The sequence below is a fragment of the Pantoea sp. Ap-967 genome (assembly GCF_011752565.1).
Taxonomy (GTDB): Bacteria; Pseudomonadota; Gammaproteobacteria; order Pseudomonadales; family Pseudomonadaceae; genus Aquipseudomonas.
On sequence record NZ_VWXK01000015.1, the window covers coordinates 62,859 to 77,951 of the forward strand.

Sequence of the window (15,093 nt, forward strand, 5' to 3'; positions counted from 1 at the left end):
CGACTCTCTTTGTTTCAGCGGCCAGTTCAGGAAGCGACCGGCCAAAAGTGGGAGCAGTTTATACGCCCTCGGGCAGCGGATCGACAAGTAATCTCACGCTTTGTCGGCCTTGCCGGCGGCAGCGGCAAAACGCGCCAAGCCCACATCCAGCCGGCGCGGCCGCACACCGCGGTCCTCGGCGCGCTCCTTGCGGCGGATGGCATTGCGCACCATCAGCGAGCCCAGGTAGCGAATGGGTTCTGGCGGGAACAGCCCCAACGGCCCCTTGACCAGGGGTGAGCGGGTCCAGGGGTTGTCCATGCCCAGCGCCAGCGACGAGAGAATCTGCCCGCCCATGTGGCAGGGCCCTACCCCGCTGCCAGAGTAGCCGAAGCCATAGAATACGTTGCCCTGCCCGTCCAGCTTGCCGAAAAACGGCAGCCCGGTCACCGACCGGTCCGACGGGCCGTTCCAGCTGGCCGCCAGCGGCACCTGGGCCAAGGCCGGGAAGAACTCGCCCAGGCTTTCGCGCAACAGCGGCCGGTACGGCGACGGCTGGTCGAACACCGGCAACATGCGCCCGCCGTAGGCGAAGGTATTACCGCCCTTGCCCAGCATCAGCCGGCCGTCGGAGGTGTTGTGGTAGTAGTGCACGAAAATTCGTGAATCGAGCACGCTGACCCCGGTATCCAGGCCGATCTCGCGCAGTAACGCCGGGCACGGCTCGGTGATGACCATGTCGCTGGAGACAATCGCCACACTGCGCTCGAACTGTGGGAATGCCCGGGCCATCCAGGCGTTGAGGCCCAGCACCACCCGGTCGGCACGCACGCTGCCATGGGGGGTGCGCACCTGCACCGGCGCGCCGTGTTCAAGGCCGGTCATGGCCGTGCCTTCATGGATGCGCACCCCGCGCTGCAAGGCTACCCGGCGCAGGCCGCGCACCAGCTTGCCCGGTTGCACGGTAGCGGCGGCCGGCGAGAACCAGCCTTCCAGGTGGCGCGCCGAACCTGCCAGGCGCTGCACCTGGCCCAGCGGCAGGCGCTCGAACGAATTGATGCCCTTTTGCTGCAACGCGGCAATCACCGCATCGGTGCTGCCCACCTGGGCCTGGTTGGTGGCGGTGTACAGGGTGCCGTCCAGGCGGTAGTCGCAGTCGATGCCATTGGCCGCGCAGAACGCCCCGATGGCACCGATGCTGCGCTCGGACTCACGCACCAGGCGCACCGCTTCGGCCACCCCGAACAGGCGTTCGAGGGTGAAATACTTGGCCGACCAGGACAACGCACAGCCGCCATTGCGGCCACTGGCACCGGCACCGCAGATATCGGCCTCGATCAGCAGCACGTCCAGCGCCGGCACCGCCTCCTTGAGCATCAGCGCCGTCCACAGCCCGGTGTAGCCACCGCCGACGATGCACACGTCGCAGCGGGCATCGCCTTGCAGTGGCGGGCACAGTGCGTCCTGCTCCGAATCCAGGGCCTGTTGCAGCCAAAAGGGTCTCATTCGCTTGCTTTCCTTCAGGTACGCAGTGGCTTGATCGCCATGCTGGTGTTGGGGGCCACGTCATTGGCCTGGGGCGCGTGCGCCGGGCGGCTGTTCCAGTGCGGCAGCAGCACCAGGGCCGAGAACAGCGCGCAACCGGCGAACACCAGGAACACCGTGACGCTGTCGAAGTACCCCGGCAGCAGGCCGCCGAGCACCGCCCCCACCGAGCCGCAGCCGTTGACGAAGCCGGCTGCCGTGGCGCCGGCCTTGGCCGTGCCGAAGTCGATCGCCGCCGCGCCGCTGATCATCGAGTCTGGCCCGTACAGGGTCAGGCCCATGACGAACAACAGGGCCACCACCAGCACGATGCTGCCGCTGTGCATCGCCGCCATGAACGCCGCCAGGGTCACGGTCAGCAGCACCAGGCTGATCACACAGGCCGGCATGCGCCGGGCGCCGAACAGCTTGTCCGAGGCCAGGCCGATGATGATCGGGCCAAGCAGGCCGGCCAGCTCGAACGCGGTGGGGATGATGGCCGCGCCCACCTTGCCCACCGACGGCATCTGCTCGAACACAATCACCGGGCCCCACAGCAGGATGGCGTAGCGCGCAGGCTTGAGCAGGAAGTACGCCAGGCCCAGGGTGAGCACCGTGCGGTTGCGCAGGATCTCGCGCAGCGGCGCCCACACGCTGCACAGGTTGCCGGCCGGGGCCATGCTCTGGGGCTCCGGCTCCACTGCCGGCAGGCCGACATCCTCGGGCTTGTTGCGCTGCAGGAGGAAGAACAGCACGGCCACCGCGGCCACCACCGCGGCACTGGAGAAGAACGCCGCATGCCAGGTGCCAACCAGGGTATAGGCCCACCAGCCGGCGAACGGCGAGGCGACCAAGCCGCCAAAGGCGTAGCACGAACTCCACAGCCCCAGCACCCGCCCGCGCTGGGAGGCGGGGAAGAAGCTGCCGATGTTCTTGCACAACCCAGCCCAGCCGGTGGATTGCGCCAGGCCCTGGATCAGCATGCAGGTGGCGAAGATCGGGAAGGTGGCGTAGCTGCCCATCACCACGGCGGCAACAGCGGAAATCAACAGCCCGCCCAGCACCACCACACGCGGGCCGAAGCGGTCGGCGAGCATGCCCCAGGTGAACTGGCCCACGGCATAGGCGGCCAGGTAGATGCCGTCGAGGTTGGCCATGGCGGCTTTGTCGAGCATGAAGGTGGGGTCTTCGGCGATGCCGAGCTTGGCCACCGAGAAGGCCTTGCGGGTGAAGTAGAAGGCGGCGTAGGCCAGCCAGGTAATCGCGAAAATCTGGATGCGCCAGCGTTTGAACGCGGCTAGGGATTGGTTCATGTGACTCTGACCTCTTGCTCAAGTGTGCCGGCAGATTGTGAAAAAACGCCTGTCTTGTTGTTGTGTTGCGCACTGCATGACGGGGCTCGTCATCTGGTCAGATGGCGCCGGTGTGCGGGCCATGGCCCGGCCGCTGCTTGTGGCGGCGGCCGTGGGTTGAAAGGTATGGAAACAGTTGCTGACTGATAAATAAAATCGATTTATCGTATTTCACACATAAGCTCAGCTTGTTATCGGAGTGGTCATGTCGGTGTCCCACGCTCAACTCAAGGCCTTCCACGCGGTGGCCGTGCACGGCAGCTTCACCCGTGCTGCGCAAAAGCTGTTTCTTACCCAGCCTGCGGTGTCCGACCAGGTGCGCAAGCTGGAAGAGCGCTTCGGCGTGCTGCTGTTTCACCGCAACAAGCGTTCGGTGCAACTGACCGACTTGGGCGAACGCCTGCTGGGCATCAGCCAGCGCCTGTTCGCCTGTGAGGCCGAGGCCCACGACCTGCTGCAGGATTCCAGCGCCCTGCACACCGGCAGCCTGGTGCTGGCGGTGGATGCCCCGGTGCACGTGCTGCCGCAGATTGCCCGCTTCTGCCAGCGCTACCCGGGCATCCAGGTGAAGGTTGAAACCGGCAACACCGACGAATCACTGGCCCGGCTGTTCAGCTACCAGGCCGACCTGGCGCTGCTGGGGCGGGATGTGGATGACGAGCGGCTGCACTGCGTGCCACTGCGCCGCGACCCGATGGTGGCGTTTGTCTCGCACAACCACCCGTGGGCCAGCCGTGGCGCAATCAGCCTGGCCGACCTGGACGACACGCCGCTGGTGCTGCGCGAGCCGGGGTCGGTGACGCGCCAGACGCTGGAGGAAGAGATGCAGCGGGCCGGGCTGCGGATTCGCCCGGCGATTCAGGTGGAAGGCCGGGAGGCGGCGCGGGAAGCGGTGGTGGTGGGGATTGGCGTGGGGGTGGTGTCGGCCGCCGAGTTCGGCGCCGATGCGCGGGTGTGCGCGTTGCCCATCATCGACTGCCAGCGGCACCTGACCGAAACCCTGGTGTGCCTGAGCGAGCAGCGTTCGCGGCGGGTGGTGGCGACCTTTTTGCAGATGGTGCAGGAAACGTTGTAGCGCCTGTGCGGGCCCATTCGCGGGGCAAGCCCGCTAGCGCGCCCTTGTAGGAGCGGGCTTGCCCCGCGAATGGGCCCGCACAGGCAAACGACTCAACGCGTAGCAATCACGAACAACCGCGGAAACGGCAGCAACACCTTGCCATCGGTAGCCGCCGGGTAATCCTGCTGCATGGCCTGCAGGTACATCTGCAGGAAGCTTTGCTGATCCTCGGCATCCAACTGGGCCAGGTAAGGCCGCAACGCCGACCCCTTGAACCACTCCACCACCGCCTCTGCGCCACCGGCCAGCGGGTGGTGGTAGGTGGTGCGCCACACATCCACCCGCGCGCACAGTGGGCTGAGCAGGTCGTAGTAGAACGCCGCGTTATGCCGCGGCGGCAACTGGAACCCAGCGAATTTTTCCGCCCAGGGCCCACGGCTGGCAATGTCGCGCAACTGCCGGTGGGCTGGCTCGTCCAGGTTGTCCGGAGTCTGCACCGCCAGGCTGCCGCCCTCGCTGAGCTGGCGCACCAGGTGCGGGTACAGCGAGCCGTGGTCAGGCACCCACTGCAGCGAGGCGTTGGCCAGGATCAGGTCTTGCGGCTCGGGGGCCGACCAGTCGCTGATGTCGGCGATCTCGCAGCGCACCCGCGGAATGTGCAGGCGCTTGCGATCACGGGCCTTGTCGATCATGTCCTTGTCGCTGTCCAGCGCCGTTACCTGGGCGTCCGGGCAGCGCTGCAGCAGCACTTCGGTGGAATTGCCCGGGCCACAGCCCAGGTCGGTGGCGTGGCGCACCGGGCGTGGCGGCACGGCGGCGAGCAGGTCGCGCACGGCGCGGGTGCGTTCATCTTCAAACAGCGAATACTGGGTGGCGGACCAGGCCATGGGCGGCTCCTGTTGACGGACGATGGCTTGAGCATAAGCCACTTGGGCCTCTTCGCGGGCATGCCGCGAAGAATTCCTGCCCTGCCCTTAGAAGTCCCAGCGGGTGGTCACCATGACATTGCGCGGGTCGCCGTAGTATCCGCTGTAGAACGTGGTATCCAACGCGCTCAGGTACTTCTTGTCGAACAGGTTGTTGACGTTGAGCGTGGTCGACAGCTGCTCGTTGAACTGGTAGCGCGCCATCAGGTTGAACACCGCGAACTGGCCCTGGGTGGCCTTGACCGTCTTGCCCAGGTCCGCGGGGGTTGCGGTGAAGTGAATCCCGCTCTGCCAGTTCATGCCACCGCCTACGGTCAGCGGCTCCAGCGCCCCTGGCAGGCGGTACGTGGTCCACAGCTTGACCATGTTGGCTGGAAACACGCTGTTGACCCGCTCGCCGTCGGCGTCCTTGGTGATGCTGTGGTTGTAACTGGCGCTGAGGTTCCAGCCCGGTTGCAGCTCGCCCGAGGCTTCGACCTCGAAGCCGCGGGTGGTGGCACCGGAAATGGCACGGTAGGCAGAGGTGGTGGTGCCGGGCACGACCTTGCCGGGGTCGACTTCGGCAAGGTTGTCCTGCTTGATTTCAAAGGCGGCAATGCTGGTGTTCAGGCGCCCGCCAAAGTATTCGCTTTTCAGGCCAACCTCGTAGTTGTCGCCTTCGCGTGGGTCGAGGGTGCTGCCGCTGGCGTCGCGGACCGTCTGTGGCTTGAAGATGCTGGTATAGCTGGCGTACAGCGAATGCACGTCATCCAGGTCGTAGACGATGCCGGCGTAGGGGGTGATGACGCCACTGTCGCGGTTGGCAGTGACCTTGTTCAGGGCCGGGTTGACCACGTATTCCAGGTCGTACCGATAGCGATAGTTACTGACCCGAGTGCCGAGGATCAGCGACAGGTTGTCGGTGGGCCGCAGGCGCGTCGCCAGGTAGGCGCCGCTCTGGTAAATGCTGGTATCGCCGTCGTACAGCTTGCCGCCCCCGGTATTGGGTTCGCTGGTGTAGTTGTCCCAGGTGTAGAAGTTGACGCGGTTGCCTTCGATCGAGGTGCCGCGCAGCGGGTCATGGTGGTTCTGGTAGCGGGAGAAGTTATAGCCCAGCACCAGTTCATGCTCGCGGCCAAACGCCTGGAACGGCCCCTTGAGCTGGGCATCCACGCCCAGCTGCTTCTGCCAGGTGCTGCCAGCCCCGCCGTACAAGCGCACGCCCGCGCCGGTCTGCGGGTCGGGGAAGCCCCAACTGGCGGTGGCCAGCCGGTAGTCCTCGCGGTTGATGTAGAGCTGGTTGAACGCTACCCGCAAGCTCCAGTCATTGCCCAATTGTTGCTCGACGCTGGCGAAGGTATTGAGCACATCCTGGGGGTTGCTGCTCCAGCGTGCAGCGCTGTTGGTCGAGCGCGAGAAGTCGGTTTGCTCGCCGTTGCTGTAGAACAGCGGAAAGGCCACCGACGACGAACCCTGGGGCTCGTTCTTCTGGTAATCGGCGCCCACGGTGAGCAAGGTGGTTTCACTCAGGTCTGCTTCCAGGATGCCGTAGAACACCTGCTTTTCCTGGTGATAGTGATCGACGAAGCTGTCGCTTTGCTGGTAGGCAGCCACCATGCGCCCGCGCACATTGCCGGTCGGCGTCAATGGCCCAGACAGGTCGACCTCAGTGCGGTACTTGTTCCACGAGCCCAGCCCGGCACTGACATGCCCTTTGAACTGCGCCGTTGGCTTCTTGCGCACCAGGTTGATGGTGGCCGAAGGGTCGCCGGCACCGGTGAGCAAGCCGCTCGCCCCGCGCAACACCTCGACATGGTCATACACGGCCATGTCGGCCAGGCTCTGCGCCGACACCTGGCTGACGATATCGAGGGTGGTCGGAATGCCGTCGAACTGGTAGTTGTCGACCGAATACCCCCGCGAGTAGATATTGAAGCGCTCGCTGCCCAGGCTTTGCACCGACAGGCCCGGGGTTTGCTGCAGTACCTCGGTCAAACCGTTGAGGCCCTGGTCGTCCATGCGCTGGCGAGTGACCACGCTGATCGATTGCGGCGTTTCGCGCAGTGACAGGTTCATGCCCGTGCCGCTGCGGGTAACGCCCAGGGTGTAGGCGCCACTGCCATCGGTGCTGTTGCCATCGAGCTGGCCATTGACGTTGGTGGCCCCTAGTTCCAGCGCCCCACTGCTGGCGGCCGAGCCCACCAGGTAACCCTCGCCCGCGCGCTGGGCGCTCAGCCCGCTGCCGGCCAGCAGGTGCAGCAACGCCTGCTCGACCGTCATCTGGCCTTGCACCGCCCTGGCCTGCTGGCGTTCGGCGGTGTCGGTGGCGAACAGGATGCGGCTGCCGGTCTGGCGCGCCAGTTCGTTCAGTGAGCGGTCCAGGCGCTGCGCCGGAATGTCCACGGCGAATGTGGCTTCCTGCGCCTGCGCCGCCACGCTGGCCATCAGGCAGCTGACCAGCACGGCCAGCGGTGAAAACGAGTTACCCATACGATCCCCATCTCAACGATTCAAGTGACTTCATGGAGATGGCGGTTGGCCCGTTGGCAAAGTTGATGTCGCTTTGAAAATAATCTTCGGCGGCGCGTGCGGGCGGTCAATCCTTGCGCCCGATGGTCAGCCCGCCCTCGGCGCCACGCACCACGTTCACCGGCAGCACTGCCGGCAAGCGCTCCAGCAGCGCCGGCACCTGCCGGCTGTCGAACTCGCCCGACAAGCGCAGTTCGCCCGTGCGTGCGTCTGCCAAGTGCAAGGGCTGTTCGCTGTAGCGCTGCAGGTCGACGATGGCCTCACGCAGCGGTGTGCCGTCGAAGCGCAGCAGGGCGGCAGGCCAGGCTTCCAGCGCCTCGCGTGGCACCGACTGCACGGCGCCCAGGCCGCTGGCCGAGGCCAGCATCTGCTGGCCTGCGCGCAGTGGTTGCACAGGGCCGTGACCGTTGCCGACCTCGACCGCGCCTTCCAGCACGCCGACCTGCACACCGCGCACGTCACTGCGCACATCGAATACCGTGCCAATATCCCGCACCGCTACACCTTGGCTGCGGACGATGAATGGCTTGGCACCGTGCACCACGTTGAATCGCGCCTGGCCGTTCACCAGCTCGATCTGGCGGCTGCGCAGGCGCCACTCGACGTGCAACAGGGTGCCCGAGTCGAGCAGCGCCCGGCTTCCATCGGCCAGGGTGATGGCCTGAGGCCCGCCCACCGCCACCTGCACCGGCTCGGTATGCCAGGCCGGGTCCACCCCGTACAGCCCGCCTGCCAACAACAGCGCCAGCGCGGTGGCGCCCGCGCCCTTGCGTACCTTGCGCTGGCGCGCGGTCATGGCCTTGGCCTCGGCCAACAGGGCCTCACGCGAGGCTACCCGCTCGCGCAGGGCGTCGCTGAACGCTGCCAGTGGGTCAGCCTGGGGCTGCTCGCCCGGTTTGCGCGCGCTCATCCCCGGCCCTCCTCGCGCAGGCGGCGCGCCGGCTCCCAGCGGCTGACAATGGCGCGCATGGCGCGGTTGAAGTGCTGGGTCACCATGTTGCTGGAGATTTCGAGTTCGCTGGCGATTTCACGCTGGGCCATGCCGTGAATGCGGTGCAGCAGGAACACCTGGCGCTGGCGCGCCGGCAACGCTTCGATTATCGCCAGCAACGCCAGCAACTGCTGTTCGAAGTCCAGTGCCTGCGCGCCGTCCCAGCTGTCCAGGGCCGGTTCGTCGCTGCTGGCGGCGGCCAAATGGGCAGCGCGCAGCGATTCGGCACGCACCCGATCGATGGCGCGGTTGAAGGTCACCTTGCGCAGAAAGGCCAGGGGCAGCGACACCCGCTCACGCGGTGGCTTGTCGAGAATCTGCAGGTACACGTCGTGGACCAGGTCGCGGGCGAAGTGGCGGTCGCGAAAGCGCAGGCGGATGTAGCTGACCAGGTCGTCGTAGTGCAACGCCAGCGCGTCAAGCAGGGCCTTGTTGTGCGGTGGGTTGCTCATGACGTTCCAGGCTGTCAATTGATAATGCTTCGCATTGTAAAGTGAGCCGTCGGCATTTGGCCATACGCCACTGAACCACTGGCCTAAGCTACAGGTCATCCCCTGTATGCGCATACCGATGAAACTGTCCCTGGCCATTGCCATCGTGGCCCTGATCGCCGCCGCTGCCCTGCTCGGCTCGCCCTGGATGAACCAGCGCTTTCACATGCCCGTGGAACAATCCCAGGCCCAACAACGCGAAACGGCCGGGTCCCCAAGGGAGCCGGCCGCTTCCAACAGCAAGTAACGCTTAGTGCTGCTGCTTGCCCATGCGGATCTGGTGCACCACACCCATGGCCACCACGATGGCCGCGGCGATGCCGGTGGAAATCACCAGGATCTGGTAGTCAGGCATGAAGGCCATGGTTACCAGGGCGGCGATGATGAAGCCGATCACCAGGTAGGTCAGCCATGGGAACAGCCACATCTGCAGGCGCACTTCCTTGCCTTCGGCGATCAGCTTGCGGCGCATGCGCAGCTGCGAGAAGGCGATCACCAGGTACACCAGCAGGGCGATCATGCCGGTGGTGTTCATCAGGGTTTCCAGCACGTCTTTCGGGCGCAGGGTTTCGCTGAAGTTGATCAGCGCGCACACCACGGCCACGGCGCAGGAACCGATGATCGCGTACACCGGTACGCCGGTGCCGGCGCGGGTGATCTTGAAGAACGACGGCGCGTCGCCACGCTGGGCCAGGGAGAACAGCATGCGCGAAGCGGTGTAGTGGCCGGAGATCAGGCAGCTGCTCACCGAGGTCAGCACCACGAAGTTCATCAGCAGCTCGGCGTGCGGCACGCCCAGCAGTTCCAGGGTGCGGCGGTAGGCGCCGTAGCCGGATACGCCCAGTTGCGGGTCGTTCCACGGCACCAGGCAGACGATCAGGAAGATCGAGCCCACGTAGAACAGGCACACACGCCATACCACCGAGTTGGTGGCCTTGACGATCTGGGTGGCCGGGTCTTTCGCTTCGGAAGCGGCAATGGTGACGATTTCAGCGCCGAGGAAGGCGAACATCACCCCAAGCAGCGCACCGATCACCGTGGTGATGCCATTGGGCATGAAGCCCTCGGCGGTCAGGTGGGTAATGCCACGCACTTCACCGAACTGCCAGACGTTCATCACCGCGGCGGTACACACCACCAGGAAGCAGACGATCGCCACCACCTTGATCAGTGCGAACCAGAATTCGAACTCGCCGTAGTGCTTGACGTTGAAGAAGTTGACGGTGATCAGCAGCAAGGTCGTGGCCAGCACGAACACGTTGACGCTCACGTCGGGGAAGAAGCCGTGCAGAATCTTGCCGGCCACATAGGCTTCCCAGGCCATCAGGATGACCCAGTACCACCAGTACAGCCAACCGATGGTGAAACCGGCCCAGCGGCCGATGGCGCGGTCGGCGTAGGTGGAGAACGAGCCGGTGTCGGGCGAAGAGGTCGCCATTTCACCGAGCATGCGCATGATCAGGACCACCAGGATGCCGCCGGCCAGGTAGGCCAGGACCGCAGCCGGGCCGGCGCTGTGGATTACGCTGCCGGAGCCGACGAACAAGGCGCCGCCGATAACCCCGGCGATCGACATCATCGTCAGGTGGCGCGACTTGAGCGAGGCACTGAGCTTGCTCTCGTGCCCGCTTTTCGCGGTGGTGGTTGTGGATGTTGCGTCCATCAGTTGTGTACCCCGTGCTTCTTTTTATCCAAGGAAAACTGTGAAGCCGCGATGGTCCTCGGCCTCACCTGTACATCAGTGCTAATGCGGGCAGGATGGTGTGCAAAAAACACACGCAGGCCTTCCGTGGCGGCCTGCTGACGCGCCCCAGGGTTGGCACCTGGAACGAACTGAACATGCTTTATGTGGCGATATCTGACACCTAATGTAAAAATGTCCGACGTAGAGAGCCATGCACAGTGGCATGAATCTCGCACTGCACTGTACAGGCCGCCGATGCAATACACCCCGCTGGCGCTTGGCGTTACGCACTCCTGAAGGCCCCGAATGCTTGAATTACATCCAGACTCCTCAACGCCGTTGGTCAATCAGATCATCGACGGCCTGCGCGAGCTGATCGACAACCAGACCCTCAAGCCCGGCGCCAAGGTTCCGTCCATTCGCGCCTTCGCCGCGACCTATTCGGTGAGCACCTTCACCGTGGTCGAGGCCTACGACCGCCTGGTCGCCCAAGGCCTGCTGGTGAGCAAGGGAAATGCGGGATTCTTCGTCAATCGTGCAGCGAACGAGCTACTGGATAGCCAGAGCGGCGAAGCGGAGACGGGGCGCCCGACGTTCAATTCCGAGTGGTACCTGCAGCAGATTTTCGAAATTCGCCAGCTGCCGTTCAAACCCGGCTGCGGCTGGCTGCCCAACGACTGGATGTACGAGGACGGGCTGCGCCGCGGCCTGCGCCAGGTGGCCGGCAGCCCGCTGGAATTGTCCGGCTATGGCGACCCGATGGGCCTGCCGGAGCTGCGCGCGCTGACGGCGCAGAACCTGCAGCAGGAGCTGTCGATCGTGGCCAACCCGGCGCAGCTGATGCTGACCCACGGCGCCAGCCAGGCACTGGACCTGGCGGTACGCACCTTGGTGCGCCCAGGCGACGTGGTGCTGGTGGACGACCCGGGCTACCCGAACCTGATGAGCATTCTGCGCACCCAGGGCGCGACACTGATCGGCGTGCCGCGCACGCCAAATGGTTACGACCTCAACCACCTGGAGCAGCTGCTGGCGCACCACCGCCCCACGGCGTTCTTCACCCAGCCGCACCTGCACAGCCCAACCTGCTCGCGCACCCCGTTGCCACAGCTGCATCGCCTTTTGCAATTGGCCAGCCAGCACGGTTTCCGCCTGGTGGAGAACAACCTGTACGCCGACATGGTGGCCGAGCCGCAGCCGTGCCTGGCCAGCCTCGACCACTTGCAGCAGGTGGTGTACGTGGGCAGTTACTCGAAAAGCATTTCGCCCAATGTGCGGGTAGGTTACCTGCTGGCCAACCCGGAGCTGATGCAAAAGCTGCTGCACCTGAAGATGCGCTCGGGCCTGACCACCTCGCAGGTGATGGAGCGCGTGGTGTATGCGGCGATCATCGACGGGCGCTGGCGCAAGCACCTCAAGCGCCTGCGCCAGCGCCTGGCCGAGGCGCACCAGGAAGTGGGCCGGCATTTGCACCGGCTGGGCTTCGAGCTGTTCATCGAGTCGGATGAAGGCATGTACATCTGGACCCGCCACCCGGCCACTCCCGACAGCGCGGCGCTGCTGGACGACGCGCTGGAGAAAGGCATCATGCTCGGGCCTGGGCAATTGTTCATGGTGGATGCCAAGGCAACCGGGTGGATGCGCTTCAACGTGGCGTTCAGCACGGACCCGGCGATGTGGGAGTTGTTGGAGAAGGTGTTGGTCAAGCATGTGCGCCGGGGTGGGATTTAGGGGGTTCGCCATGGCATCTGCGGCGCCTGTGAAACCCAGCGCCGCCCGCGCGGCGCTTCGCGAGCTATGCTCGCTCCTACGTTTGTTTCGGGCCAGTGGATCCTGGGAAATTTGCGCGCGAACGCTTTGGCGCATGTCGCACTATCGCGTCGTACCAACAAGGCGGTCGCGCGCGTCTGCCACAGGCGTTACTGGCCCGAAACAAACGTAGGAGCGAGCGCAGCTCGCGAAGCGCCGCGCGGGCGGCGCTCGGTCTAGAAGGCGCTACACATCTACCGGCGAAAACCGCTCACTCAGCACGCGCCAACACGGCATTGAGCAGCACATCCACGCCCTGCCGGGCATCCTCAGGCAGCACGTCCTCAGCCTCGTTGTGGCTCAGCCCACCCACGCAAGGAATGAACACCATCGCCGTCGGGCAGTAACGCGCCAGCAAGATGGCGTCGTGACCAGCGCCGCTGACGACGGGCTGCTGGGCATAACCCAGCCCGTCCACCGCCTGCTGCACAGCCGCCACGCAGTCGGCATCGAACGGCGTGGCCGGGCTCACCCAGTGGCGCTCGATGCGTACCTGCAGGCCGCGCTGCTCAGCGATGGCTTGCAGGTTCGAGGCAAGGTCGCGTTCCATGGCTTCAATGGCTTCGTCGCGGTGATGGCGCAGGTCGACGGTAAAGCGCAGCACGCCGGGAATGGTGTTGCGCGACGACTTGGCAATCGACAGCTCGCCCACGGTGGTCAGGCCCTGTGGGGCAAAGTCCGCCGCCAGTTGCTCGACCGCCTGGATCATCTGCGCCGCGCCGTACAAGGCATCCTTGCGCAGCGGCATCGGCGTGGTACCAGCGTGGGCCGCCATGCCTTCGACCGTTACGTCCAGCCAGCGAATGGCCTGCCCGCCACTGACCACGCCAATGGCCTTGGCGTTGTCTTCAAGGATCGGGCCTTGCTCGATATGGGCCTCGAAATAGGCATCCACCGCACCGCCCAAGAGGCGCTGGCCAGCATAGCCCGTGCGCTGCAGTTCATCGGCCACGCTGATGCCGTCGGCATCGCGAATGGCCAGGGCCTGGTCCAGCGCCAGGGTGCCGGTGAACACCGCCGAGCCGAACATGGCCGGGGTGAAACGGGCCCCCTCCTCGTTGGTCCATACGGCGATTTCCAGCGGCTTGCGGGTCTGGATGTTCAGGTCGTTGAGGCAGCGCACTACCTCAAGGCCGGCCAGCACGCCGTAGACACCATCGAACCGGCCGCCTTCAGGCTGGGTGTCCAGGTGGCTGCCCATCATCACCGGGGCGGCGCCAGGGTCGCTGCCAGCTCGGCGGGCGAACAGGTTGCCAATGGCGTCCACGCTCAGGGTCAGGCCAGCTTCGCGGCACCAGTGGCTGAACAGCTCGCGGCCAGCCTTGTCCTCGTCGCTCAGGGCCAGGCGGCAGCTGCCGCCGCGGGCGGTGGCGCCGACTTCGGCCATGGCCATCAGGCTCGCCCACAGGCGCTCGCCATTGCTTTTCAACATATGCGGATACTCCAGAATCATGCGGATGGGTCAGGCCAGTTCCAGGTGCTGGCTACGGGCGTAATGGCGCGAAAGGGCAAGCACGCACACCAGCGAAACAGTGGCAATCAGGGTGTAGAACACCGCCATCGGCCACCACTGGCCGGTGAAGGTGTGGGCCAGCCACGTGCCGATCAGCGGGGTGAGCCCGCCGGCGATGGCGCCGCACACCTGGTAGGCCATGGAAATGGCGGTGTAGCGCACCCGGGTGTCGAACATGCCGCTGACGTAACCTGCGATCACTGCGTAGAACGAGGCCATGCAGGCGGCGGCCAGGGCGATGCCAAGCACGATCAGCGGGCCTTCGGCAGAGCTCACCAGCACGAACATCGGGTAAGGCGAGGCCATGGCCAGCAACGCGACCAAGGCCAGGAAGCGGGTGGCACCGAGTTTTTCCGACAGCCAGGCGGCCAGCGGCTGCACACAGAACTGAATGATCGCCACGAAGAACAGGCATTCAAGAATCAGCGAGCGCTCCAGGTGCAACTGCTGGGTGGTGTAGCTGATCATGAAGGTGTTGGTGAAATAGACCCCGGCAATGCCCAGGGTATTGGCGCCGATGCACAGCAGCAGCGGGCGCCAGGCGGTGCGCAGCACCTCCAGCACCGGCGCCTGCTCCTTGCGCTTGGCCTTGGCCGCCTGCTCGCGGCTGGCGATGAATTCCGGTGACTCATTCACCCCCAGGCGGATGGCCAGGCCTACCAGCAGCAACAGGGCGCTGGCCAGGAACGGTACGCGCCAGCCCCAGCTCATCAAGGCCTCCTCGGGCAGGCGGGTAACCGCGCCAAAGGCCAGCAGCGAGAGTATCAGCCCAGCAGGGCTGCCCAGCTGGGCGAACGAGGCGAAGAAGTTGCGCCGGCCCTTGGGCGCATGTTCGCCGGCCATCAGCACCGCCCCGCCCCACTCGCCCCCTACTGCAATGCCCTGGACCACGCGCAGGACGATCAGCAGCACCGGCGCCAGGGCGCCGATTTGCCCGTAGGTTGGCAGCAGGCCGATGCACACGGTGACAATGCCCATCATCAGCAAGGTGATCACCAGCGATTTCTTGCGGCCGATGCGGTCACCCACATGGCCGAACACGATGCCGCCCAAGGGCCGCGCGAAAAAACCCACGGCGAAGGTGGCAAATGCGGCCATGGTGCTGAACAGGCTGTTGTCGGATGGGAAGAACAAGGCGCCAAACACCAGGGCAGCGGCGGTGGCGTAGATGTAGAAGTCGTACCATTCGATCATGGTACCGATGAACGCGGCGGCGGCGGCACGGCGCGGCTGGGGCGAAGCGGAGGGCTGCATGGGGG

At 65.3% G+C, this 15,093-nt stretch carries 12 protein-coding genes; 3 read left to right on the forward strand and 9 right to left on the reverse strand.

Features of this window, described 5'->3' with window-relative positions; translation table 11 throughout:
* Nucleotides 1–93: 93 nt before the first annotated feature.
* Both F3J45_RS17015 and F3J45_RS17020 read right to left on the reverse strand, forming a co-directional pair.
* Nucleotides 94–1,485: an FAD-dependent oxidoreductase gene (locus F3J45_RS17015; RefSeq protein ID WP_167065001.1), complete on the reverse strand. Its 1,392-nt coding sequence runs from the start codon at nt 1,483–1,485 to the stop codon at nt 94–96.
* A gap of 14 nt (nt 1,486–1,499) precedes the next feature.
* A complete protein-coding gene (locus F3J45_RS17020) occupies nt 1,500–2,816 on the reverse strand; it encodes an MFS transporter (RefSeq protein WP_167065004.1) in 1,317 nt (438 codons plus the stop codon).
* Nucleotides 2,817–3,060: 244 nt separating this feature from the next.
* Here F3J45_RS17020 and F3J45_RS17025 point away from each other — a divergent pair, with 244 nt between their 5' ends.
* Nucleotides 3,061–3,930, forward strand: coding sequence for a LysR substrate-binding domain-containing protein (locus F3J45_RS17025; RefSeq protein WP_167065008.1), 870 nt, complete (start codon nt 3,061–3,063; stop codon nt 3,928–3,930).
* Nucleotides 3,931–4,022: 92 nt separating this feature from the next.
* Here the strand turns inward: F3J45_RS17025 and tam are convergent, their stop codons facing one another.
* From tam to F3J45_RS17045, 4 genes are all read right to left on the reverse strand, one after another.
* Nucleotides 4,023–4,799 (reverse strand): trans-aconitate 2-methyltransferase, encoded by a 777-nt coding sequence (tam, locus tag F3J45_RS17030; RefSeq protein WP_167065011.1) that lies wholly within the window; start codon nt 4,797–4,799, stop codon nt 4,023–4,025.
* Between the two features lie 87 nt (nt 4,800–4,886).
* The gene (locus tag F3J45_RS17035) at nt 4,887–7,307 is read right to left on the reverse strand and encodes a TonB-dependent receptor (protein ID WP_167065014.1); all 2,421 of its coding nucleotides are present in this window, start codon (nt 7,305–7,307) and stop codon (nt 4,887–4,889) included.
* A gap of 106 nt (nt 7,308–7,413) precedes the next feature.
* A complete protein-coding gene (locus F3J45_RS17040; protein WP_205300562.1) occupies nt 7,414–8,256 on the reverse strand; it encodes a FecR family protein in 843 nt (280 codons plus the stop codon).
* On the reverse strand, nt 8,253–8,789 hold the full coding sequence (locus F3J45_RS17045; protein WP_167065017.1) for an RNA polymerase sigma factor: 537 nt from the start codon (nt 8,787–8,789) through the stop codon (nt 8,253–8,255). The genes F3J45_RS17040 and F3J45_RS17045 overlap by 4 nt, the downstream gene beginning before the upstream one ends.
* A gap of 118 nt (nt 8,790–8,907) precedes the next feature.
* Here F3J45_RS17045 and F3J45_RS17050 point away from each other — a divergent pair, with 118 nt between their 5' ends.
* Nucleotides 8,908–9,075 (forward strand): hypothetical protein, encoded by a 168-nt coding sequence (locus tag F3J45_RS17050; RefSeq protein WP_205300563.1) that lies wholly within the window; start codon nt 8,908–8,910, stop codon nt 9,073–9,075.
* 3 nt (nt 9,076–9,078) lie between these two features.
* Here the strand turns inward: F3J45_RS17050 and F3J45_RS17055 are convergent, their stop codons facing one another.
* Nucleotides 9,079–10,491: an amino acid permease gene (locus tag F3J45_RS17055; RefSeq protein WP_167065023.1), complete on the reverse strand. Its 1,413-nt coding sequence runs from the start codon at nt 10,489–10,491 to the stop codon at nt 9,079–9,081.
* A gap of 327 nt (nt 10,492–10,818) precedes the next feature.
* Here F3J45_RS17055 and F3J45_RS17060 point away from each other — a divergent pair, with 327 nt between their 5' ends.
* Complete coding sequence (locus F3J45_RS17060; protein ID WP_167065026.1) at nt 10,819–12,243, forward strand: PLP-dependent aminotransferase family protein; 1,425 nt, start codon at nt 10,819–10,821, stop codon at nt 12,241–12,243.
* A gap of 289 nt (nt 12,244–12,532) precedes the next feature.
* Here the strand turns inward: F3J45_RS17060 and F3J45_RS17065 are convergent, their stop codons facing one another.
* Both F3J45_RS17065 and F3J45_RS17070 read right to left on the reverse strand, forming a co-directional pair.
* The gene (locus F3J45_RS17065; protein WP_167065029.1) at nt 12,533–13,753 is read right to left on the reverse strand and encodes a Zn-dependent hydrolase; all 1,221 of its coding nucleotides are present in this window, start codon (nt 13,751–13,753) and stop codon (nt 12,533–12,535) included.
* A 30-nt stretch (nt 13,754–13,783) separates the two neighbouring features.
* Nucleotides 13,784–15,088, reverse strand: a complete 1,305-nt coding sequence (locus tag F3J45_RS17070) for an MFS transporter (protein WP_167065032.1) — start codon at nt 15,086–15,088, stop codon at nt 13,784–13,786.
* Nucleotides 15,089–15,093 lie beyond the last annotated feature (5 nt).

Coding starts and splice junctions, on each gene's coding strand:
- F3J45_RS17015 (WP_167065001.1), bottom strand. CDS start 1,485: ATGAGACCCTTTTGGCTGCAACAGGCCCTGGATTCGGAGCAGGACGCA.
- F3J45_RS17020 (WP_167065004.1), bottom strand. CDS start 2,816: ATGAACCAATCCCTAGCCGCGTTCAAACGCTGGCGCATCCAGATTTTC.
- F3J45_RS17025 (WP_167065008.1), top strand. CDS start 3,061: ATGTCGGTGTCCCACGCTCAACTCAAGGCCTTCCACGCGGTGGCCGTG.
- tam (WP_167065011.1), bottom strand. CDS start 4,799: ATGGCCTGGTCCGCCACCCAGTATTCGCTGTTTGAAGATGAACGCACC.
- F3J45_RS17035 (WP_167065014.1), bottom strand. CDS start 7,307: ATGGGTAACTCGTTTTCACCGCTGGCCGTGCTGGTCAGCTGCCTGATG.
- F3J45_RS17040 (WP_205300562.1), bottom strand. CDS start 8,256: ATGAGCGCGCGCAAACCGGGCGAGCAGCCCCAGGCTGACCCACTGGCA.
- F3J45_RS17045 (WP_167065017.1), bottom strand. CDS start 8,789: ATGAGCAACCCACCGCACAACAAGGCCCTGCTTGACGCGCTGGCGTTG.
- F3J45_RS17050 (WP_205300563.1), top strand. CDS start 8,908: ATGAAACTGTCCCTGGCCATTGCCATCGTGGCCCTGATCGCCGCCGCT.
- F3J45_RS17055 (WP_167065023.1), bottom strand. CDS start 10,491: ATGGACGCAACATCCACAACCACCACCGCGAAAAGCGGGCACGAGAGC.
- F3J45_RS17060 (WP_167065026.1), top strand. CDS start 10,819: ATGCTTGAATTACATCCAGACTCCTCAACGCCGTTGGTCAATCAGATC.
- F3J45_RS17065 (WP_167065029.1), bottom strand. CDS start 13,753: ATGTTGAAAAGCAATGGCGAGCGCCTGTGGGCGAGCCTGATGGCCATG.
- F3J45_RS17070 (WP_167065032.1), bottom strand. CDS start 15,088: ATGCAGCCCTCCGCTTCGCCCCAGCCGCGCCGTGCCGCCGCCGCCGCG.